At 39.8% G+C, this 22,851-nt stretch carries 24 protein-coding genes; 13 read left to right on the plus strand and 11 right to left on the minus strand.

From position 1 onward, the window contains the following. Positions 1-9: 9 nt before the first annotated feature. The 5 genes from BM266_RS00970 to BM266_RS00990 all read right to left on the minus strand — a co-directional run bounded on the left by BM266_RS00970 (position 10) and on the right by BM266_RS00990 (position 5,716). Positions 10-2,622: a BamA/OMP85 family outer membrane protein gene (locus BM266_RS00970; protein ID WP_175494736.1), complete on the minus strand. Its 2,613-nt coding sequence runs from the start codon at positions 2,620-2,622 to the stop codon at positions 10-12. Positions 2,623-2,629: 7 nt separating this feature from the next. After that, on the minus strand, positions 2,630-3,370 hold the full coding sequence (locus BM266_RS00975; protein ID WP_093404730.1) for an isoprenyl transferase: 741 nt from the start codon (positions 3,368-3,370) through the stop codon (positions 2,630-2,632). Position 3,371: 1 nt separating this feature from the next. After that, entirely contained in the window at positions 3,372-4,073 is a 702-nt protein-coding gene (porG, locus tag BM266_RS00980) for a type IX secretion system protein PorG (RefSeq protein ID WP_093404732.1), read from the minus strand. Positions 4,074-4,173: 100 nt separating this feature from the next. Continuing rightward, positions 4,174-5,058 (minus strand): NAD kinase, encoded by an 885-nt coding sequence (locus BM266_RS00985; RefSeq protein WP_093404735.1) that lies wholly within the window; start codon positions 5,056-5,058, stop codon positions 4,174-4,176. Position 5,059: 1 nt separating this feature from the next. Continuing rightward, positions 5,060-5,716, minus strand: coding sequence for a CBS domain-containing protein (locus tag BM266_RS00990; RefSeq protein WP_093404737.1), 657 nt, complete (start codon positions 5,714-5,716; stop codon positions 5,060-5,062). Between the two features lie 90 nt (positions 5,717-5,806). On the opposite strand from BM266_RS00990, the gene BM266_RS00995 reads away from it, so the two are divergent. The 8 genes from BM266_RS00995 (at position 5,807) to clpX (ending at position 14,135) form a co-directional block, all read left to right on the plus strand. Beyond that, positions 5,807-6,520: a pyridoxine 5'-phosphate synthase gene (locus BM266_RS00995; RefSeq protein WP_093404740.1), complete on the plus strand. Its 714-nt coding sequence runs from the start codon at positions 5,807-5,809 to the stop codon at positions 6,518-6,520. A gap of 10 nt (positions 6,521-6,530) precedes the next feature. After that, positions 6,531-7,292: an alpha/beta fold hydrolase gene (locus BM266_RS01000; RefSeq protein ID WP_093404742.1), complete on the plus strand. Its 762-nt coding sequence runs from the start codon at positions 6,531-6,533 to the stop codon at positions 7,290-7,292. 121 nt (positions 7,293-7,413) lie between these two features. Then, complete coding sequence (locus tag BM266_RS01005; protein WP_093404745.1) at positions 7,414-8,664, plus strand: OmpP1/FadL family transporter; 1,251 nt, start codon at positions 7,414-7,416, stop codon at positions 8,662-8,664. Between the two features lie 9 nt (positions 8,665-8,673). After that, positions 8,674-10,242, plus strand: coding sequence for an SGNH/GDSL hydrolase family protein (locus BM266_RS01010; RefSeq protein WP_093404747.1), 1,569 nt, complete (start codon positions 8,674-8,676; stop codon positions 10,240-10,242). Between the two features lie 82 nt (positions 10,243-10,324). Next, entirely contained in the window at positions 10,325-10,666 is a 342-nt protein-coding gene (locus BM266_RS01015; RefSeq protein ID WP_093404750.1) for a phage holin family protein, read from the plus strand. An 86-nt stretch (positions 10,667-10,752) separates the two neighbouring features. Beyond that, positions 10,753-12,078 (plus strand): trigger factor, encoded by a 1,326-nt coding sequence (gene tig, locus BM266_RS01020; protein ID WP_093404752.1) that lies wholly within the window; start codon positions 10,753-10,755, stop codon positions 12,076-12,078. Positions 12,079-12,185: 107 nt separating this feature from the next. Beyond that, positions 12,186-12,866, plus strand: a complete 681-nt coding sequence (gene clpP / locus BM266_RS01025; RefSeq protein WP_093404755.1) for an ATP-dependent Clp endopeptidase proteolytic subunit ClpP — start codon at positions 12,186-12,188, stop codon at positions 12,864-12,866. Positions 12,867-12,902: 36 nt separating this feature from the next. Continuing rightward, positions 12,903-14,135, plus strand: a complete 1,233-nt coding sequence (gene clpX, locus BM266_RS01030) for an ATP-dependent Clp protease ATP-binding subunit ClpX (protein ID WP_093404757.1) — start codon at positions 12,903-12,905, stop codon at positions 14,133-14,135. Between the two features lie 142 nt (positions 14,136-14,277). On the opposite strand, the gene BM266_RS01035 is transcribed toward clpX, so the two are convergent. From BM266_RS01035 to BM266_RS01055, 5 genes are all read right to left on the minus strand, one after another. Then, a complete protein-coding gene (locus BM266_RS01035; protein WP_093404760.1) occupies positions 14,278-14,859 on the minus strand; it encodes a DUF1989 domain-containing protein in 582 nt (193 codons plus the stop codon). Next, on the minus strand, positions 14,840-15,463 hold the full coding sequence (locus BM266_RS01040) for an FMN-binding negative transcriptional regulator (RefSeq protein ID WP_093404762.1): 624 nt from the start codon (positions 15,461-15,463) through the stop codon (positions 14,840-14,842). The genes BM266_RS01035 and BM266_RS01040 overlap by 20 nt, the downstream gene beginning before the upstream one ends. Next, on the minus strand, positions 15,464-16,156 hold the full coding sequence (gntA, locus tag BM266_RS01045; protein WP_317040935.1) for a guanitoxin biosynthesis heme-dependent pre-guanitoxin N-hydroxylase GntA: 693 nt from the start codon (positions 16,154-16,156) through the stop codon (positions 15,464-15,466). 88 nt (positions 16,157-16,244) lie between these two features. After that, positions 16,245-16,523: a SemiSWEET family sugar transporter gene (locus BM266_RS01050; protein WP_093404768.1), complete on the minus strand. Its 279-nt coding sequence runs from the start codon at positions 16,521-16,523 to the stop codon at positions 16,245-16,247. 3 nt (positions 16,524-16,526) lie between these two features. After that, a complete protein-coding gene (locus BM266_RS01055; RefSeq protein ID WP_093404770.1) occupies positions 16,527-17,051 on the minus strand; it encodes a DUF421 domain-containing protein in 525 nt (174 codons plus the stop codon). Between the two features lie 187 nt (positions 17,052-17,238). Between BM266_RS01055 and BM266_RS01060 the strand changes: the two genes are divergently transcribed. Both BM266_RS01060 and BM266_RS01065 read left to right on the plus strand, forming a co-directional pair. Then, positions 17,239-17,943: a glycerophosphodiester phosphodiesterase gene (locus tag BM266_RS01060; RefSeq protein ID WP_093404775.1), complete on the plus strand. Its 705-nt coding sequence runs from the start codon at positions 17,239-17,241 to the stop codon at positions 17,941-17,943. 83 nt (positions 17,944-18,026) lie between these two features. Further along, positions 18,027-19,253, plus strand: coding sequence for a BaiN/RdsA family NAD(P)/FAD-dependent oxidoreductase (locus BM266_RS01065; RefSeq protein ID WP_093404778.1), 1,227 nt, complete (start codon positions 18,027-18,029; stop codon positions 19,251-19,253). Here BM266_RS01065 and BM266_RS01070 read toward each other — a convergent pair. Then, entirely contained in the window at positions 19,246-19,722 is a 477-nt protein-coding gene (locus BM266_RS01070) for a TspO/MBR family protein (protein ID WP_093404780.1), read from the minus strand. The genes BM266_RS01065 and BM266_RS01070 overlap by 8 nt on opposite strands. Positions 19,723-19,842: 120 nt before the next feature. On the opposite strand from BM266_RS01070, the gene BM266_RS01075 reads away from it, so the two are divergent. From BM266_RS01075 to BM266_RS01085, 3 genes are read left to right on the plus strand one after another with little or no spacing between them, the layout of a single operon-like run. After that, positions 19,843-20,925 carry a diphosphomevalonate decarboxylase gene (locus BM266_RS01075; RefSeq protein ID WP_093404783.1) on the plus strand — a complete coding sequence of 361 codons (1,083 nt, stop codon included), beginning with the start codon at positions 19,843-19,845 and terminating at the stop codon, positions 20,923-20,925. Between the two features lie 50 nt (positions 20,926-20,975). Beyond that, the gene (locus BM266_RS01080) at positions 20,976-21,914 is read left to right on the plus strand and encodes a mevalonate kinase family protein (RefSeq protein WP_093405309.1); all 939 of its coding nucleotides are present in this window, start codon (positions 20,976-20,978) and stop codon (positions 21,912-21,914) included. Between the two features lie 13 nt (positions 21,915-21,927). Then, on the plus strand, positions 21,928-22,833 hold the full coding sequence (locus BM266_RS01085; protein ID WP_093404786.1) for a geranylgeranylglycerol-phosphate geranylgeranyltransferase: 906 nt from the start codon (positions 21,928-21,930) through the stop codon (positions 22,831-22,833). Positions 22,834-22,851: the final 18 nt, after the last annotated feature.

Consider the following 22,851-nt stretch of genomic DNA (forward strand, 5'->3'; position numbering starts at 1 on the left):
CGTGCCAATTTAAAACTGTTGTCCTATGATAAAATGTGTTTCCCACCCATTTGCGCCCGGACTTCCCACAATGGGATCAAACCCGTATCCAAAGTCAATACCTAATAAACCGAAGGCCGGCATAAAAATTCTTAAACCTGCTCCCGCCGATCTGTTAAGTTGAAAAGGGTTGTAGTCTCTAAAATTGTCATATGAGGCACCCGCTTCTAAGAATGTTAAAGCATAAATAGATGCAGAAGGCTTAAGGGTAATAGGATATCTTAATTCAAGTGAATATTTATTGAAAATGGTAGCTCCATCATCTGTAGATCCTGTGGGTCTGTCTATAGGCACTACAGACTGGTTAGGGTAACCTCTAAGTTGAACTGTCTCCCTTCCATCTAAACTAAAGGCTCCAAGACCATCTCCCCCAAGGAAGAAACGCTCGAAAGGAGGGACCCCACGATCATTGTTATAGGCCCCAAGAAAACCATATTCAGCAAAAGTCCTAAGGACGAGTTTGTCATAGATTTGTGTAAACCATTCCCCGCTAAATTTCACTTTGTAAAATTCCAGCCAATTGAATTTCTCCTGGTCTATTTTTCCCTGATCAGGAACGGCATTTTCAGGAGTAACCCGACCACCATTAAGATCTATGAGATTACCATTTTCATCTTCCAGCTGGAATTCTCTTTGTTCACCAAGGTTTGCGTAATCCACATCATTCCAAAGCGAATAAGGAGGTGTAAGTTTAGCTGTTAGTTTAAATTTAGATCCTCCGGTAGGGAAAATCGGGTTAACATATGTGTTGTCTCTGGTAAGACCGAAGGTGTAACTCAGGTTATTAGAGTGCCCATCCCCGAAGGTAAAGAGACCTGTGTTGTAGTTATTAAGGTTATATCGTTGGAATCCTATGGCATGGGACACCGTTATATATGGATCTGGCACGGTTAAACGCTTCGCTAAGCCAACATTTACTCCAAGGATGTCGAAACTTCTGCTTTTATCGGCTCTACGGGTTAAATAGTCAAACAGGAATTGCCTTGTAAAGGAGAAAGAAGTCTGCAGGCTAACCGGTTTTTTGCCTCCAAGCCAGGGCTCCATAAAGCTAAGGCTGTAAGTCTGGTAAAAAGTACTGGCTTGTGCTCTTAATGAAAGGGATTGCCCGTCACCCATAGGTAAAGGTTTATAGGCTTCTTTGTCAAAAAGGCCTGAGAGCGCAAAATTATTAAAGGAAAGCCCCAGAGTTCCTATAAAACCACCACCGCCATATCCACCTTGGAGCTCAATTTGGCTGGCGCCCGCTTCTACTACTGAATATTCCAGGTCGAGAGTACCCGTCTGTGGGTTGGGATCAACAAAATTAGGTTCTAGCTGCTCTGCATCAAAGAAACCTAACTGCCCGAGTTCCCTAACTGTAGAAACCACATCTTCCTGACTGTATTTCTGGCCAGGTTTGGTTCTTAATTCCCGGTATATTACGTGATCTTTGGTCTTATCGTTACCGGTAACTCTTATTTCATTGAAATAGGCTTCTTTTCCTTCCATTATCCTTATTTCAAAGTCTATGGTATCATTATAAACATTGGTTTCCACCAGGTCTATATTCGAGAAAAGATAACCGTTGTTCTTATAAAGATTGGAAAGGTCCTGGGCGTCTGGCCTTGATTGGTCCATAATACGTTTGTCAAGAAGAACGCCATTGTATATATCTCCTTTATTTATTCCGAGTACTCTTTGTAATTGATCATCAGAATAAACTGAATTTCCTAAGAATTCTATATCACCAATATAATATTGATCTCCCTCTTCAACTTTTAGGTTAAGAGTTATGGATTCATCATCTTTTTTGATAAGACTATCTGAAACAATCCTGGCATCCCGGTAACCGGTTTCTTTATATTTATCGATAATAGACTGCTTATCTTCCTGATAATCTGCGCGTACAAATTTTGATCTCTTCCAAAACCTAAACAGATTTTTCTGCTTGGTATTTTTCATACTGCGTTTAAGCTTGGCATCTGAAAAATTCTCGTTTCCAGCAAAATCGATGTCATCTATTTTAACCCGGTCTCCCTTATCTACATCCACTACCATATTAACCAGATTTGATTTGGTATCGGTGGTATCCTGTACCGGAGTAGTATTTATTTTAACGTTAGCGTTAAAATAGCCTTCTTTACGGAATTTGCTTTCGATATAGTTCTTGGTGGTGGTGATAAGGTTTTCAGTAACCTTAGCACCTTCTCTAAGTTTGTTTTCTTCGAGAAGTTCTTCCTGTTCCCGTTTTTTTAATCCCTGGATTCTTACTTTGGAAAGTTTCGGGACCTCCTGAATCTCCAGTTCGAGATCGGCAACACCATTTTCAACATTTGTGAGGTAGAAATTAATATCGCTGAAAAGATCAAGCTTCCATAATTTCTTAAGGACATTACTCAACTTATCTCCCGGGATATAAATCTCCTCGCCTTTCTTGAGGCCGGTATAGGCAATAACGGTTTGCTCGTTATAACTAACGTTACCGGTTACTTTTATTTCTCCTAAAATATATTTTTCGCCATCGGAAATTGGCAAGTCTTGTGCCTGGGTGGATGTGCCTAAAAATAAACAAAATGCTACAAGTGCTATAAACTTCTTCGTCATGAATGCGCTAACTGAGTTGCTCACTGGTTTTTCCAAATCGTCGTTCTCTATTTTGATAATTGTAAATGGCTTCAAAAAGATTTTCTTTTCTGAAATCCGGCCATAATAGTTCTGTAAAATATAATTCGGCATAAGCGATTTGCCATAAAAGGAAATTGCTTATGCGCTGCTCCCCGCTTGTTCTAACAAGCAGATCTACATCTGGTAAATTTCGGGTGTAAAGATGCTGATTTATAACTGATTCATCAATATCTTCAGAAGAAATTTCGTTGTTTTTAACTTTCAGGCTTATTTCCTTCACTGCGCTGGTAAGCTCTTCCCGGGAACCGTAGCTTAAGGCGAGGGTTAAAACCATACGATTATTGCTCTTGGTCTTATCGATAACTTCCATTAGTTCTCGGTGTGCTTTTTTGGGAAGATTATCCAAATTTCCGATAGCGTTTAAACGTATATCGTTATCCTGAAGCGTAGTTATTTCTTTCCGAAGTGAAGAAACCAGAAGTTTCATTAAGGTTTGAACTTCTAGTTTGGGCCTGTTCCAGTTCTCGGTCGAAAAAGCATAAAGGGTGAGATGCTCCACGCCGAGTTCGGCGGCTCCTTCCACGACATCGCGTACCGCTGTAGTGCCTTGTTCGTGCCCCTTAATCCTTAAAAAGCCCTGCTGCTTTGCCCAACGTCCATTGCCATCCATAATTAAGGCAATATGTTTCGGCAGATTTTTAAGGTTAATTTTTTCTCTGTAATCCATATTAAAAATTCCGGTAACAAGGTCTTCGACCCCAGGAAAAGGTGAAGTTCACCCCCGTAAACACATACCAGTCGTTTGTATTTCGGTTTCCAAATTCAATTGGCGGATCCCGCCTGTCTAATAATTCTTCGGGCCAGCTACCATCAAGGTTGTCGGTAAAGGTGTAACGCGCCCCAATTTCAAAAGCTCCTACAATATGTTTTGTGATGCTTTCCTTATAACCAATTACCATCGGGATGGCAAAAGACCAGTTGGTACCTTCGTTAACCAGATTTCCGCCTCGTCCATTTTTCAAATAAAGATGATCTGCCCTAAAATAGGTTAGCCCGGTGTAAAGATAGGGCGAACTTTGCGGATGACCCTGATGAAGATCAAAATCCCAGAAATTAAATTCTACTCCTAAGGACGCTTCCGCTATATTGTTACTGAAAGAATAACCTCTTTGCACTCTCCGGTTTTCTGAAGATTTGTTGTCATCGGCATTAATTTCAGCAAAAAGCAAAGAAAATCTGAATGCATGTCTCGGGCTTCGGTTCCATTTTACGAGTCCCCCAAAAACCAGGGAATTGGGCAAAACATAATTAGTTCTACCTACATCCCCTATGTAGTTAGCTCCTCCTATAAATGGACCTGCCTCAAAGGTTTGTGAATATGTGTTAGCCGAGTAAGCAAACATGATTACAAAAGCTATTAGGTACCTCATAGGTTTTCAAAAGTTTGCAAATATAACAATAATGTTTGCTCTACAATAATTTGAGCAGTTTTGTACATATTCATAAACAGTTTTAGAAAACTTTTATTGCTTAATTACGCTTATCTTCTCCCCATAAAAGTTTCTGGCGCAAGGTATGCAGGAAGCTCTGTTCGTTTAATTCAACAATATTTATTGTGTAGGGTGCCTTGATAATAGTGATTTTAGTATCGTTCTTTAATGATGCAATCCGGGAATCCATAGCGAGTAGATGGGAATCTTCCCGTCCCGAAACCCGAAGTGTTATCCTTGTGTTATCTTTAATAACAAGTGGTCTGGCGTTTAAATTATGTGGCGCGATAGGCGTGATTACAAGAGAATCTGTATCTGGAGTGATTACAGGACCGCCACAACTTAAGGAATATCCGGTAGAGCCGGTGGGTGTTGAAATTATTAACCCGTCTGCCCAGTAAGAAGTGAGATACTGATCGTCAAGCCAGGTGTCAACGGTAATCATCGAGGTTGTGTTTTTCCGGCTAACTGCTATTTCGTTAAGGGCTACGTTATTGAAAATAGGATCTTGTGCGTTGGGATGACATTCGGTTTTTAAAACACTCCGCGGTGATATGCTGAAATTTCTGTTTAGGATGCCGTGGATGGTGCTTTCGATCTCCTCCTTCTGGATGGTGGCTAAAAAGCCCAATCTCCCTGTGTTAATCCCAACAATTGGAATTTCCATGTCCCTTACATAATTAATGGACTTTAAGATAGTTCCGTCCCCTCCAATGCAAAAAAACAGGTCATACGACCTGTCTAAAGAGGTGAAAGTTTCATAATGACTCCGGGAATCAGGTATTGTTTCATTGAGTTTAATTAAATCAAAGAATTTCTCCTCAATAACTACTTTTACATTTTCGTTGTCCAGTAACTCCAAAAGCTGCCCGATATATTCTCCGGCATTGGTGTGGTAAAATTGTCCGTAGATGCCAATTTTCATATTAAATATTGAGGTATTTATCTAAGTATTTTGAGCGGTCTTTTAAATTTTTATTGAAGCTGTCTTCCTGATGCTCTGAAATCACTCGATATCCATACCGCCTGAAGGCCTGGATGATTTCGTTGATTCCCGTTGGGCTGAGTTTTAGGGTGATTTGGGCAAGGTCGTTTTCAAATTTTGAAACAAAAACACCAAGAATATTGGCATTGTTAGACTCTGTAATCTGGCTCACTTCACTAAAGGAATAATCATTAAAGCCTTTTTCTAACACAATTATATTCCCTGGTTCACTTAGAAAAGGGGTTTCATTAAAAATCGCGATAATCTCATTAAGCTCTACGTAGCCCAGATATTTATTTTCTTCATCTAAAACAGGTAAAATATTGGTGTTATTCTGCGCAAAAGCATCCAGAATATCCAGCCAGTAATCGGTTTCTCTAACGAAGAAACCTTCAAGAGCATATTGATAATCCTCCAGGGTTTTCTCTGCTTCAAAACAACGAATGTCATTTTCTGAAATACAGCCCATGTATATCCCGTTATTTTCTACGGGGAGATGGGAGTAGGTAAGCTGGTTGAACAAATTTTGAATCTCTACAACTGTATCGGAAAAATGACAAATCGAGACATCGTTAATAATAAAATCTTCTATGTTCATATCCCACGTCCTTATTTCTGCAAATTAATTAAAATAAAATTCATTAAGGCATTGGCAAGTTTGTATTTTTGTTAATCTAAAGCCAAAAAGATGACCAAATTAAGCGTTAATATCAATAAAATTGCCACCCTAAGGAATGCGCGGGGAGGGAATATTCCCAATGTGCTACAAACAGCTTTGGATATTGAGAAATTTGGTGCCCAGGGAATAACCGTTCACCCGCGTCCAGACGAAAGACACATTCGTTACAGCGATGTGAGGGAGTTGAAACCGCTTCTCAAAACCGAATTCAATATTGAAGGAAATCCCGTAAAAAAATTCATAGACCTTGTACTTGAGGTGAAACCTGCTCAGGTTACCCTGGTACCCGATGCTGAAGATGCTATCACCTCTAACGCGGGTTGGGATACCGTAAAACACCGGAATTTTTTAAAAGAGATCATTTTAGAATTTAAAAATAACGGAATTCGTACCTCGATTTTTGTAGACCCCGAAATAAACCAGATTGAAGGTGCCGCCCAAACCGGGACAGACCGTATTGAATTGTATACAGAAGCCTACGCTTTGACGTTTGCTGAAGGACATAAGGCTGGGGTGAAACCCTATGCCGAATGTGCCCGGAAGGCCCATGAACTTGGGTTGGGTGTGAATGCCGGTCATGATCTTTCCCTGGAAAACCTGAAATATTTTAATGAAGAAGTACCCTTTCTTGATGAGGTATCTATAGGGCACGCTTTAATTTCTGAAGCTTTATATTTAGGTATGGAAACCACAGTAAAAAGGTATCTCGAACTTTTAAAATAGGAGCATTACTATGAAATTACATTCAAATATTCTTGGGGAAGGTACGCCCTTTCTCTTTCTACACGGATTTTTGGGAATGGGAGATAACTGGAAAACCCTGGGTGGCCAGTTTGCCGAAGCAGGTTATCAGGTGCATCTTATCGATCAAAGAAACCACGGGAAAAGTCCGCACAGTGACGATTTTGACTATGAAATAATGGCTGAAGATGTAGTTGATTACTGCAAGCAGCATAATCTCTCTGATATAATTTTATTAGGGCATTCCATGGGCGGGAAAGCCGCTATGCTGGTAGCTGCTCAAAACCCTGACCTGGTGAAAAAGCTCATTGTAGTAGATATCGCGCCAAAATACTATGCGCCCCATCACCAGCAAATTCTGGATGGATTAACGGCTCTGGAAGAAGCCCATCTAAGTTCGAGAAAGGAAGCGGAGAATCTCCTGAAGGAATTTATTTCTAATAAAGGCATCAGGCTATTTTTGCTAAAGAATCTGGAAAGGGAGTCTCAGAACAAACTATGTCTTAAGCTCAATCTTTCAGCCTTAAAGGCAAATATAGAGAAAGTGGGAGAGGCGCTCCCCGAAGATCAAAAATATGCCGGGGAAACCTTATTTATTAGAGGAGAGAATTCAGATTATATTACTTCAGAAGATGAAGTTTCCATAAAAAATCAATTTCCAAAAGCCGAAATCATAAGCATTCCCGATGCAGGTCACTGGGTTCACGCCGAGAATAGTGATGCTTTTTATGAAGCTGTGCTGAAATTTCTTTAAATTTACCCTGAATATATTATGTATGCATAATAAAATGATCTGATTCATTGCATACTTTCTAATTTGTTCTATTTTTGAAGAGACTATTTTATTAAATACCATTATTAATCCCAATTCAATTATGAAAAAACTATTATTTCTATGCCTTTTTGGTTTGGCTGCATCCGTAACATATGCCGGAGGATACCGGGTAAGCCTTCAGGGCCAGCGTTCTCTTGCTATGGGTCACACCGGGGTGGCTGTGGTAAACAATGCTGAACTCGCTTTCTTTAACCCTGCAGGGTTGGTATACCTGGAAGACAAAATTAATATGGCTGTAGGTGCCAGCGCCGTATTCTCTGAGACAGTATGGCAAAATGATCAATTTGGTGAAACTTACCGCACCGATAGTCCGGTGGGAACTCCTTTTTACGCTTATTTTTCTTACAGAATGAATGATTGGCTAAGTCTTGGTCTTGCCGCTTATACACCTTATGGTAGTACCGTGGAATGGCCAGACGACTGGTCTGGATCGCATTTGGTGAATAATATTGACCTGAAAGCGATTTACATTCAAGCTCTGGCTTCAGTAAAGATTACTGATAATCTTAGTGTAGGTGGAGGTCCTATCTATGTAACCGGTGGTGTTAATTTTAACCGAAACCTGAACAGAACACTAACCGATCTTGAAGGAAATCGGTCCAATGTTACTGTAGACGCTACTGGCGTAAGTGCTTTTGGATGGTCTGCCAGTACAATGTACAAACCTACCGATAGATTGACTGTTGGGCTTAATTATCGCTCAGAAATAATGATGGATGCTGAAGGTGGGGATGCCGATTTCCAGAATATCCCTAACTCTCCTTTGACCCCGTTTGAAGATACTAGCTTTGATGCTGAACTGCCTCTTCCGGCCGAACTTTCAGTTGGAGTTTCCTATGAGTTACTGGATAAATGGTTGTTGGCCGTTGATTATAACCGAACTTACTGGAGCGTATATGAATCTTTGGATATTGATTTTGCAAACCCCAACATTCCCGATTCTCAGAATGCGAGAAATTATAAAGATGCCGCAACATACCGTTTCGGAATGCAATATTTGGCAAATGAAATGTTCACCCTTAGAGTAGGTTACTACTTTGATGAGTCTCCGGTGCAATCGGGTTATTTCGCTCCTGAAACACCCCGAAATGATGCACAGGGATTCACCGGTGGTCTTTCTGTAAATGTTAATGAGAGGCTGTCTATAGATGCATCTTTCCTGTATAACCGTTATAAAGAAGTTGATGAATCTTATGATTACTATAGTGAAGACGGACAAAAAGTACCTTTTGAAGGTACTTATAAGACATCTGCTTTTATTCCGGGTCTTGGTTTAACTTATAAAATTTAATTGAAGAACATGAAAAAATATTATAGATATATAGCAGTAGTACTAGCCGCAGGAGTTTTGTCCTGTGAACCAGAATTGGAAACCCCGGTTGATGAAATAGGTACTTACAGCAATGGGGAAGCCGATTTCTCAAGTTACGTAGCGCTGGGTAACTCCTTAACCTCAGGTTATGCTGACGGAGCTTTGTATATTACCGGTCAGGAAAATTCTTATCCTAATATCATGGCGCAACAATTTGCGTTAACTCAGGAAACCAATGAGTTCACGATTCCTTATATGAGTGATAATACAGGCGGACTTTTATTTGGCGGAAATGTTATCGCTGAAAACCGTTACGTTTTAGCAGTAGGTGCTAATGGAGAACCTGGGCCTGCCCGCTATACCGGAAGTCAACCTACTACCGAAGTTTTAAATACCCTGGATGGGCCGTTTAGTAATATGGGGGTAGCCGGTGCTAAAAGTTACCATTTAGTAGCAGAGGGATATGGCAATCCTGAAGGCGTACCTACCGGAATGGCTAATCCTTACTTCGCGCGTTTTGCTACTTCAGGATCTACTACCGTAATCGCGGATGCTATGATGATGAACCCTAGTTTTTTCTCTCTTTGGATAGGAAATAATGATGTGCTTGGGTACGCGACTTCAGGAGGAACGGGGGAAGATCAAACCAATAACACCGATCCTTCTACCTATGGAACAAACGATATAACCGATCCTAATGTTTTTGCTTCGGTTTATTCAGGACTTGTGGAGACTTTAACCAGTACCGCTACAGGTGGAGTATTGGTAAATATTCCAGATGTTACTTCTGTGCCCTATTTTACAACTGTACCAAATAATGCATTAGTACTGGACGCTGAAACTGCTGCAAACTTAACCGGATTCTTTCAGGCGGTTTCTCAGGTTTTTACCGGTGTTTTAATGCAACAAGGAGTTCCGCAGGAGCAGGCAATGGCACTCGCAAGTCAATATGCCTTAACTTTTAGCGAAGGTCCTAACCGATTTGTAATTTCCGTAGAACCATCAGATATGAATCCTCTGGGATTCCGACAAATGACTGAAGAGGAATTATTGCTTTTAACCATAGACCAGGGAGCTTTAGCTCAGGGTTATGGTTCAGTAAGATTAACTCCGGAAGTTATGCAGGTGCTGGGAGTTCTTCAAAGTGGGGGGCAACCAACCGAAGAACAGGTGAATACGTTGTTCGGGGCTGTAGCCGGAATAGAAGATGCAGATGTCCTGGATGCTGAAGAGATTGAGAATATCAAGAATGCTACTGCAGCGTATAACCAGGCGATCTCTGCCATTGCAGATGCAAATGGGCTGGCAATGCTGGATGCAAATTCTTTGCTAACCAATATTGCTCAAAATGGATATAGCTTTGATGCGGGTACCGTGACTTCAACTTTTGCTAGTGGTGGTGCTTTCTCCTTAGACGGGATTCATTTAACCCCTCGGGGATACGCAATTGTAGCTAACGAGTTGATCAAAGAGATAAACACTACATATAGTTCTACTGTGCCTGGAGTTAATATTGGGAATTATCCTACAATAACGCTCAATAATGAGGTTAATTAAAAAATTTCACTTTTTTCAATTTTCATTAAACGCCGGATATTCCGGCGTTTTTTGCATATTTGTAGTACTAACACTATAAGCTATGAACTTCATTTTAAGAATTTTACTTACCGCGCTGGCCGTTGTTGTGCTGGCTAAATTTCTTCCCGGCGTTGAAGTTGCGGGTTATGTTACCGCAATAATTGTCGCCATTGTTCTGGCAATTTTAAACCTGCTGGTCAAACCAATTTTAGTGCTTTTTACCCTGCCGGTAACTATACTGACCCTGGGATTGTTCCTGCTGGTTATAAATGCGATCATCATTCTTCTTGCCGATGCCTTTGTGAGTGGATTTGAGGTGAATGGTTTTCTTATCGCCCTGCTTTTTAGTCTGCTTTTATCTCTCTTTCAATCCATACTGTTTTCTCTTCTCGGAAAAGATTAGAAGAAGGCTGAAATTCAATAAATTGAAACTTTGTGGGCTTGGGAAAAAAGTGTAATTTTGCACTCCAATTTTTATAACAAGTCAAGATGAATATTACCAGAGAGAATATTGATGAGCTTAATGCGGTAGTAAAAGTTGATATCGCAAAAGAAGACTATGCCCCAAAGGTAGAGAAGATATTAAAAGATTACCGTAAAAACGCTAACATACCCGGATTTAGAAAGGGCCATGTGCCAATGGGAATGGTGAAAAAACAATACGGACAGGCAGTTTTGGTAGATGAGGTTAACAAACTTCTGCAGGACGCCCTTAATAAATACCTTACCGAAGAAAAACTTGATGTTTTAGGGAATCCTATCCCAAAAGAACAGGAAGACTTCGACTGGAATAAGGAAGAATACAGCTTTGAATTTGAACTTGGTCTTGCCCCGGAATTTGAGGTGAATCTTGATCTTGAAAAGCCGGTTACCAAGTATAACATCGTTGCCGATGAGAAGATGGTTAACACCCAGCTCGAATCTATGCAAAAGCAATACGGAAAACTGATTTCTAAAGATGAAGTAGATGATGAAAAGGATATCGTTGCCGGGACTTTCAAGAATGAAGAGGAAGGTATTGAGAAGGAATCTTCGGTAGAATTGGAAAAGATCAACGGAAAAAAGAATCTTAATAAATTTATGGGCTCCAAAGTTGGAGATACCATTAAGCTGAAAACCAAAAATCTTTTCAAGGATGATCACCAGTTAATTGATCTTCTTGGAATCGATCACGATAAAGCTCACGATCTTGATATTGAAGTTGAATTCACTATTTCTGAAGTAAATAAAAGAGAGCTGGCCGATCTTGACCAGGAGCTTTTTGATAAGCTCTTTGGAAAGGACAAAGTGAAATCGGTAACTGAACTTAAAGATAAGATCAAGGAAGATGCTGCCAAGCAATTTGAACAGCAAAGTGATCAGCAGTTGATGAACGATGTGACCGAGACTTTGATCGATAACACTAAATTTGAACTTCCGAAGGAATTTCTTCAGAAATGGATCCGCACTGTAGGCGAAAAGCCATTAACTGAAGAGGAAGCCGTAGAAGAATACGAAAAGAGTGAAAAAGGCTTGCGTTACCAGTTAATTGAAGGGAAGATCATAAATGATAATAAGCTTGAGGTTCAATTTGAAGACCTGAAGGCTTTTTCTCACGAAAAGATCAAAGAGCAAATGGCACAATTTGGCCAGATGAACCCTTCAGAAAAAGAACTTGATGATATCGCTTCAAGAATCCTTTCAAATCAGGATGAAGTTAAGCGACTGTCTGAGCAACTGATGAATGAAAAACTTCTTGATTTCTATAAAGAGAACATGAAGTTTGAAGAGAAAGAAGTCACTTATGATGAATTTGTGAAAGAGATCTATCAATAAGAAATTTTAGAATTTTATACCTATCTTTAAGGCGTTAAACCGTTTGGGATAACGCCTTTTTGGGTATAGGAGACCCCTCTTTTTAACACGAGAAAAAAAGTATTTTAATGGACTACGGAAAAGAATTTGAAAAATACGCCACTAAACACCACGGCATAAACAGTAATTATTACGGTAAGATCGTTAGCAGCATGAATCCTTTGGGGATGACTCCCAATATTATTGAGGAACGCCAAATGAATGCTGTTGCTATGGACGTTTTTTCCCGCCTTATGATGGACCGCATTATATTTTTAGGAACCGGAATAAGCGATCAGGTGGCTAATATTGTACAGGCACAGATGTTGTTTTTGGAAAGTACAGATGCTTCCAAAGATATTCAGATATATATTAATTCCCCGGGAGGAAGTGTTTACGCCGGACTTGGAATTTATGATACCATGCAGTTTATCAAGCCCGATGTTGCAACAATCTGCACCGGGATGGCAGCTTCAATGGGAGCGGTTCTACTATGTGCCGGAGAAAATGGAAAACGAAGTGGCTTGCCGCATTCGAGGGTAATGATACACCAGCCGCTTGGGGGCGCCCAGGGCCAGGCCAGTGATATCGAGATTACAGCAAGAGAGATCTTAACCCTTAAAAAGGAATTGTATCAGATTATTGCTAAGCACTCCGGACAAACTTACGAGAAGATCGAAGAAGATAGTGACCGTGATTACTGGATGAAAGCTGAAAAGGCGCTGGAATATGGTATGATAGACGAGATACTAAAAAGAGAAGGAAAATAATTTAAGCAAACCTGAGTTTGCGCTAAATTAAACGAAATGGCGAAAGAAGAATTAGAATGTTCCTTTTGTGGAAGAAAAAAACCTGAAACCAATTTACTCATCGCAGGCCTGGATGCTCATATTTGTGATCGCTGCATAGAGCAGGCTCATGGCATCGTCCTGGAAGAATTAAAACAGGGGGAGGCTCGTGAGCTTTCTTCAGATTTGATGCTAAGCAAACCCAAAAAGATCAAGTCTTTTTTAGATGAATATGTGATTGGTCAGGAGGCTACTAAGAAAGTTATGTCGGTAGCGGTTTATAACCACTATAAACGTTTGTTACAACCCAAATCTGATGACGATGTAGAGATTCAGAAGAGTAATATTATTATGGTTGGGGAAACCGGAACCGGGAAAACCCTTATTGCAAAAACCATTGCTAAAATGCTGAATGTACCTTTGGCTATCGTTGATGCCACTGTACTCACCGAAGCTGGATATGTGGGTGAAGATGTAGAAGGTATCTTAACCAGATTGCTTCAGGCTGCCGATTATAATTTAGAGAAAGCACAACGCGGAATCGTTTTTATCGATGAAATAGATAAGATTGCCAGAAAAAGCGATAATCCCTCAATTACCCGGGATGTTTCGGGAGAGGGAGTACAGCAGGCTTTACTTAAATTACTGGAAGGAACCACGGTAAATGTTCCGCCAAAAGGAGGTCGTAAGCACCCCGATCAGAAATTTGTTGAGGTAGACACCGAAAACATACTGTTTATTGCCGGAGGAGCTTTTGATGGGATCGAGAGAAACATCAGCAAGCGATTGAATATGCAGGCTGTTGGTTTTAGCGCTTCAAAAGGTGACGACCAGATAGAACGCACGAACTTGCTGAAGTATATTATCCCGAAGGATTTAAAAGACTTTGGGCTTATCCCTGAAATTATTGGAAGGCTACCGGCTTTAACCTATATGAATCCGCTGGATAAGAAAACTCTTAGAGCGATACTTACCGAACCTAAGAATGCCATCGTAAAGCAATATCAGAAACTCTTTGAGATGGACGATATCGAATTTGATATGACTGAAGAAGCTTTAGATTTCATCGTTGAGAAAGCTGTGGAATACAAACTTGGCGCACGAGGACTTCGTTCCCTTTGTGAAGCGATACTTACTGATGCGATGTTTGATATGCCTGAGAGCAACCAAACAAAACTTGTTGTGGATAGGGATTATGCTGAAGACAAACTCAACAAATCTACTATTAAAAAGCTAAAAGCAGTTTCTTAGCAAGACATCTAATTAAATACTTTAAAAGGCCATTTGTAAAAAGAATGGCCTTTTTGTTTTCATACACTCGTATTCTTCTCTTTGACTATAGTAATACTGAATTTACGCGCTTCAGCAGAAAAAGGAAAAAACGCGTAGAGGCTTAATCGATGATTTCAAAATAGATGGGTTTGAAGCTGCCATTGTTGCTGTCTTCTGCAGAGCAGGCGGTAAGTCCGACGATAAGGTCCATTTTTGCTTCAAAAAGGAGAAAATCTCCTGCTTTATTAAGCGGAGGGTCTACACTTAATTTACCTTTGCTGTCAAATTGTACATTCATAAAGATATTGAAGGCCGTGGGGACATCATCTGGGCGGATGCCAAATTCCTCCAGATTGCTGTAGAGATTTTCAAAACAACTGGGGTGATAACTCTTATAGTCATACATTATCTCGAAGGTCTCCGGGCTGCAGGGAGCCAGTAAAAAATCATTGCGCCCATTGGTGTCCTCCAGGATTTCCATCAGTTTTTGGCTTCGGTTACTCCATAAAAAATTTCCTTTTGTAATAAGGATGCTTTCCTCAAAATCCAGGGTCTTCCCAGAGGATAGTTTCTCCCGGATGTCGTGAGCATTAAACAAAACCATATCGCTTACCTGTTCAGCTTCCGGGGAGATCACTTTTAATTGTTGACCTTTTTTAAGTTTAAAGGCAGCGCCACTTTGTTTATCTATCTTTTGTATCATTTTCAGCTTTAATATTTTTTTCAAGAACTGAATCCATAGGGTCGTCCCGTTCCTGTAATTTTTTGCTAATTCGGTTGAGGTTTTCTGAATCGTAACCCTGATGTAACTTTGCTATCCCTTCAATTTTAAACGGTTCACACCAAAACCCGGTAATGAGCGGGAGATGGTCTGAAATTATTTCTGAAGGAATATCCTTATACCATAAGGGTTTTTCCTGATCTTTTTCGAATTTATGAACTAGGTTAACAAGCGACTGTTCCAGCTCTTCGGTAGATTGAATTTTGATCCTTGCATTCACGTGAACCGCCGAATAATCCCAGGTACTAATATCTTTTTCCCTGTACCAGGACGAAGAAACATACCCGTGAGCCCCCTGAAAAATCAGTAAGACTTCGGTCCCGTCTGTAAGATGCTGTATTTGTTCGTTATGGTTGGCAATATGGCTGTAGAGTCTTAAATTCTCTGCATCACCCTCAACCAATACCGGAATATGAGTAGCAAGAAGCCGTTCTCCTTTAAGAACGAGTGTGGCGAACGGGTGATGTTGTATAAATGTATAAATGTAATTGGAGTCCTTTTTCTGATATTTTTTCGGTTGGTACATTTATTTATTTTTCCCGTGAAGAAAAGGACATTTCCATTCTTCTCCAACTTTTCGCCCGCTATATTGTCTGGTCTCACTGCTTTCACCGAAATCCTCCAGCATAGGGTTTGTACTGCCCTGCAGTTCGATGTCGCGTTCCCGTATCTTATCCCGCACGTTTTGATAAGAACCCATTTCCCTAAGTTTTTCGAACTGCCAATGCAGGTTAAAGGTAAGTGCAGGATACGGACTTTGTCTAGCCTTCCTGCTGCTGTTAGGGTGGAGACCCACTATATAAAATGATTTTCCGGCGATACTAAAGCTGAAGTTTTTACTTTCCGGATCTTTGCTCACCTCGGGGTCCCAATCTTTGTCATCTGCCTGGTGAATTAATTGCAATTGCTTCCAAAGCAATTCTTCAAATTTCGCTTCAGTTAAATTTTTTTGCTCCGGAAAAGCCGCAATAAAAGTGTAAAATTCGTTGGAGTTGAAGTCGTAATTCTCCAGGTATTGCCTGAGATCTTTTAATATCTCCTTTGCAGCTTTAAGAGATCCGAAATTTTCATAGCTGTGAATTTCAGCTTTATCCATACTGAACACGGTTTGCGCCATTACACAGGGGTGGTCCTTATCGATTATGAATTCCCTGAAATCCTTATAAGTAGGTTTAACAGAACTCTTTTTAAATTTTTTATGGGCGCTAGCATTCATCATTTACACATTTTTTTAAAAATAATGGGATATAAAAACAAACTGAAATGGTTTAAGAAGACTTTAGATTAAGATTAGTGAAGATTAACAGCTATTGGTTTTTATTAGTATTCCTGTAGCGAAGCATAAGGTATAGCATCACGCCATTTAGCCCCAAAGAAACACCGTTGGTAGCAATTATCGGTAAATCATTTTGAATTATTCCATAAACTACCCATAAAAAAACGCCAATTATTAAAATGGTGAACATTCCCGGGGAAACATCTTCTACTTTTTTGGTTTTCCAGGCTTTTTTAATTTGAGGAATGACGGCTATTGTGGTGCAAACCCCTGCTACCAATCCCAGAATATCTGTCCAGCTAAGCATCATATTTTAATTATTTTGTAGGTCTTTTGTAAGCCAATCTTCTATTTCCTGATTTTGATCTAAAGTATGCATTATCGAAATATCTCCGGTAGTTTCAAAAATTACCGCCCGTACCTGGGAAAGATCCAGGACATTCGCTTCCCTTAATTTTGAACGTAGATCACCTTCGGTAACCCTGGCTTTCTTTAAGTTCTCGTAGAGAATATTTTTGCCATCCATAAGTAATAAAGGCGAATTGTCTATCGCTTCCCGAAACCAGGAAAATCGCCTGCAAATAGCTGCTGCCATTTGCAAAATGTATACTGCTGCGAGACCTGCTATTCCCTGGATTAAACTTACTGATGCCGAGAGAATGGTAGTTGCCAAAATAGAACCAACGGCCACTGTCATTGCAAAGTCAAAACTGGACATTTTTGAAAAACTGCGTTTCCCGGCTATGCGGGTAAAAACTATAACTGCTAAATAAATACCTGCGGCAGTAAGTGCGATAGCGATTAAAGATTCGGTAGAGAATTCAAACCATTTTTCCATTTTTTAAATTTTTATCGATTAGACTTTTCCAAATAGCCGATAGATATTTGATCAACCAAAAAGACTCATTGGTTGTATTCTTAAATTTAGGAAAGGCTCACATTAAAAAAATGTTAAGTTGTAATAAGCCTTTCTAAAGATTTGCTTTCAGCTTAATTCATTTCAATAAAGCTTTTACCTTTGTCCAATGAAATCTATTCTGAAAATAGGACATAGAGGCGCAAAAGGCCTTCTCGCCGAAAATACCCTGGAAAGCATACAAAAAGCCATTGATTTAGGGGTAGATGCCATTGAAATTGATGTGCACCGGTGTAAAACGGGTGAGATCGTGGTTTTTCATGATTTTACGCTGGACCGTACCACCAACGGAAGTGGAGAGATCGCTAAAAGAGCCTGGGAGGAATTAAAATTGCTTAAGGTTGAAGAATATTTTCACATTCCGCTGCTAACTGAAGTTCTTGATCTTATTGAGGGAAAATGCAGCATTAATATTGAACTTAAAGGCTTGAATACCGCTGTGGGGACTTCAGAAATAATCCAGAAATATATCGCAAAAGGAAACTGGAAATATCAGGATTTTATCGTGTCAAGTTTTCAGAAGAATGAACTCTTCCAAATTAAGCAATTTGATGAGAAAGTCCCACTTGGAGTTTTGAGCAAGGCTAGCGTAAGCGAAGCCATAGAATTAGGCAAATTACTCAATGCACAAGCCATCCACCCGTCCTTAGGAATAATTACTCGAGACAGCGTTAAGAATTCTCACCAGGCGGGATTTAAAGTGAATGTATGGACAGTTAATGAACCAGATGATATTACCAGAATGATAAATTTTGGGGTAGATGGAATCATCTCTGATTTTCCTGACCGGCTATTTATAAGCTTAGCTCCATAGAAGAGGCATATTAATAGAGAACTCGATTAAATAAATAGAATTAGAGCTCCAGAGGAGCGTCACCAAATCATCAATATTCAAAAATGCAGCATTTCGACATCATTATTATTGGCGGTGGCGCCGCGGGATTTTTTACCGCAATAAATGCTGCTGAGATGAATCGGGGATTGAAGATCGCAATTCTGGAAAGAGGAAAGGAAGTGCTTTCCAAAGTGAAAATTTCAGGGGGAGGTCGCTGTAATGTAACTCATGCCGAATTTGTTCCTAAGGAACTTAGTGCTAATTACCCAAGAGGGGAAAAAGAATTGCTTGGCCCGTTTCACAGTTTTATGACCGGCGATACGATGGAATGGTTTGAGAAAAGAGGGATCAAACTTAAGATCGAAGAGGATGGCCGTATTTTTCCGGTTTCAGATTCTTCTGAAAGTATAATCACTTGTTTCCTGAGCGAGATTCAAAGATTACAAATTGATGTTCTGAAGAACCATTCGGTACAGGAAATTCAGAAAGCAGGGGAAACCTGGGATATCAAGACCAATAAGGGAGATTTTTCAGCAGAAAAAATTATGCTGGCTACGGGGAGTAATCCTAAAATGTGGAAACTTCTCGCTAAACTAGGGCATAGCATTGTGCCTGCGGTGCCTTCGCTTTTTACTTTCAATATTAAGGATGAAAGAATAAAAGGTTTAGCAGGGATCGCCACTGAAGCTTATGTACGGGTGAAACTTACTTCTAAAGAAGATAAATTAGAAAGCAAGGGGCCTTTGCTTATCACGCATTGGGGGATGAGCGGGCCGGCTATTCTGAAATTATCAGCTTGGGGAGCGAGGGAGCTTTATGCTGAAGATTATAAGTTTCAGATAAAGGTGAATTGGTTGCCGGAGATATCTTCAGAGGAAATAAAAGAAGAATTAAAAAAACTTAAATTAAAGGAAGCAAAAAAACAAGTGGCAAAATACTCGAGGTTCGGTCTTCCCAAGCGCTTATGGCAGAGTTTGGTAGAGGCATCAGGGATAAGTTCGGAGACTACCTGGGCAGAAGTTAATAAAAGTCAGCTGGAAGCTTTGATCAATCAGCTTTGTGATGCTGAATTCGAGGTGAATGGAAAAAGCACTTTTAAAGAGGAATTTGTAACTGCAGGCGGAGTAGATCTTAAAGAGGTGAACTTTAAAACTTTTGAGAGTAAGCTGCATAAAAATCTCTATCTGGCCGGGGAAGTTTTAAATATAGATGCGATAACAGGTGGGTTTAATTTTCAAAATGCCTGGACCGGTGGATTCCTTGCTGCAAAAGCGATGAGCGCTAATTAAGATACCAAACCTCCAAATTTAAAACAAGCGCCATAAGCACCCAGACAGCATAGGGTACAAGAAGGTATGCAGCGAGATCATTCACTATTTTAAACCATCTTATGGTAAGAATTACCAGGATGAACAAGGTAATAGCAGTGAGCAATGCCCAGAAAGGCTTGTTTAGTCCAAAAAATAGCAGAGACCAAAATCCGTTGAACAAGAGTTGGAATCCAAAATGATAAAGAGCCGTTTTTACCCATTTATGATAAAAACCTTTGCTCCAGACGATCCCTGCCGCGATACCCATAAGAACGTACATTAACATCCAGACCGGGCCAAAGATCCATTCCGGCGGGTCGAACCAGGACTTATCCAGGGCTGTATACCAACCATTCATAGCGGTTTGAGTTGCAACCGCCCCCACAAAACCGAAGAACAAACAAATGCCAATGGCTATAGAACTACGTATGAAAAGCTTCCTTGTCATCTTCGAGTTGGTTAGGTTCTACTAAAATAGGAATTAAATTGAATTATAGAACCCTCAAGACATAAGTTATGCATATGGACAATTTCAGGTTAAAAACTATCTTTACTAAAAATTTTTAAGATGTGTGAACAGGATTTTATTCCGGGAGAATTTCAGAAGTCGGTGCAATCTGGTAAGGTGACCTGGCAATCCCCAAGCAATATAGCCTTGGTGAAGTATTGGGGTAAGAAAAAAAACCAGATTCCAGCCAATCCTTCGGTGAGTTTTACTTTGAAAAATTGTAAAACCATCACTACGATGGAGTTTCAGAAAAAAGAAATCAAAGGCGAGGATTTTGATTTTGAATTGTTTTTTGAAGGAAAAAAGAAAGATGACTTCAAACCAAAAATCACGAGGTTTTTTGAGCGCATCGAAAAATACACTCCTTTTTTGAAGGATTATGAGTTAGTTATACAAACTGAAAATACTTTTCCACATAGTAGTGGGATTGCCTCTTCTGCTAGTGGAATGAGTGCCCTGGCCCTATGTGTGATGAGTTTGGAAAAGGAATTAAATCCGGAAATAACTGAAGATTATTTTCTGAAGAAGGCTTCATTTCTGGCCCGATTAGGCTCCGGGAGTGCCTGCCGCAGCATTGAAGGAGAGCTCATAGAATGGGGAGAACATAAAACTACAGCGGGTAGCAGCGATCTCTTCGGAATAAAATATCCAAATAAAGTTCTTGAGGTTTTTAAATCCTATCAGGACACGATTTTACTGGTCGATAAAGGACAAAAACAGGTGAGTAGCACCTTAGGCCATAACTTAATGCACGGGCATTCTTTTGCTGAGGCTAGATTTGAACAGGCACATGCAAACCTTGAAAAGTTACAGGCAGTTTTTGAAACCGGGAACCTGCCAGAATTTATCAAAATTGTAGAAAGTGAAGCCTTAACATTGCATGCCATGATGATGAGCAGTGAGCCGTATTTCATTCTAATGAAACCAAATACCCTGGAAATAATCAATAGGATATGGGGATTTAGAGAATCTACAGGTGTTCCGGTTTGTTTTACTTTAGACGCCGGAGCGAATGTTCATGTGCTTTACCCCAAAAGGCATAAAGAAGAAGTTTTGGAATTCATTAAGAATGAGTTGGTTGCCTATTGTGAAAAAGGGCAGTATATTTGCGACAGTATTGGAAAAGGTGCGGAAAAATTGTAGATTTACCTAAATTTCTCTGCCTTAAAATGGTACAGTTTACACCAGAGCTTATGAAAGGACCTTTATTTTATTCAAAAATCCTTCTCTTCGGAGAATACGGAATTATTAAAGATTCCAAAGGTTTATCAATTCCTTATAATTTTTACAATGGTGCCTTGAAGGTAGATGAAGATCCATCTGAAGCTGCTATCAAATCCAACAAGAGTTTGCGCAGATTTGCCGATTACCTCGGGGAATTTTCGCAAAACAATCCTGATCTGGTTAAATTCGATCTGGATTCATTAAAGGCTGATATAGCTAAAGGAATGTATTTTGACTCCACAATTCCACAGGGATATGGAGTGGGTAGCAGTGGTGCTTTAGTAGCAGCGATCTACGATAAATATGCTACCGATAAGATAACTGTACTGGAAAATCTTACTAGAGATAAACTTCTAAAGTTGAAAAAAATCTTTGGCGAAATGGAATCATTTTTCCACGGAAAATCTTCAGGTCTTGATCCGCTTAATAGCTATTTGAGCATTCCTATCCTTATAAATTCAAAAGACAATATTGAGCCCGCAGGGATTCCCTCCCAAACCGAAAATGGGCAGGGAGCCGTATTTTTGCTTGACAGTGGGAGCACCGGCGAAACTGGCCCAATGGTTGGTATTTTCATGGAAAACATGAAGCAGGAAGGCTTTAGAAGAATGCTTAAAGACCAGTTCGTAAAACATACAGATGCCTGTGTAGATGACTTTTTGAAAGGGGATGTAAAATCACTTTTTAAAAATGTTAAGAGTCTTTCTCACGTTGTACTGGATAATTTTAAACCTATGATCCCCGCGCAATTTCATAAACTTTGGCAAAAGGGAATTGATACCAACGATTACTATCTCAAACTTTGTGGTTCAGGAGGTGGTGGATACATTCTCGGGTTTACTGAAGACATAGAAAAAGCAAGAAAAGCCTTAAAAGATTATAAATTAGAAGTGGTTTACAACTTCTAAACAAGCCCCCTTAATGGTTTCCATCTCCAACAAACGTTTGTTGCTGAAAATGCTCAGTTTGTTTTCGGTGGTTCGTGGTTATAATATACTGGTGCTCATTATTGCACAGTACCTTACTTCAGCTTTTATACTTGCTCCCGATTTACCATTGCGGGATATCATCTTTGACGATAATTTATTCTTTCTAATCCTTTCTTCCGCGACAATTGTGGCTTCGGGATACATCATTAATAATTTTTACGATAGTGAAAAAGACCTGATCAACAGGCCTAAGAAAACGATGTTGGACAGGATTGTGAGCCAGCGCACCAAGCTCTCGGTCTATTTTATTCTGAATTTACTCGCGATATTTTTTGCAAGCTATGTTTCTTTTAAAACGGTGGTGTTCTTTTCAATTTACATTTTTGCTATCTGGCTTTATTCCCACCGTCTTAAAAAGATTCTGTTTTTGGGGAATCTGGTAGCCTCTATCCTCACCATAACTCCTTTTTTTGTGATCTTCGTGTATTACAGGAATTTTGAGACCGTTATCTTTATTCACGCTACCTTCCTTTATTTGATGATTGTTATGAGGGAATTGGTAAAAGATCTCGAGAATATGCAGGGCGATCTGGTGCAGAACTATCAGACAATTCCGGTGGTATATGGGGAAAAATGGAGTAAGTTCTTTCTTTCAGTCTTAACCATACTTGCGGTAGTTCCTATTTTACTTCTCATTACCAGGTTTGATACTGGTTATATGAATTATTACTTCTATTCTTCTCTTGTATTATTGGTGTTTTTCGTGTTATTCCTGTATTTCAGTAAAGCCAAATGGCAATATTTGTTATTGCATAACATTCTTAAATTGATTATTGTGGCCGGAGTTTTCAGTATTTTGCTTATCGACCTTCGAGATGTGCTTAGCCGGGTGTTTTAAATCAATTTGTTTCAATAA

It is taken from the genome of Salegentibacter flavus (assembly GCF_900115145.1).
GTDB lineage: Bacteria > Bacteroidota > Bacteroidia > Flavobacteriales > Flavobacteriaceae > Salegentibacter > Salegentibacter flavus.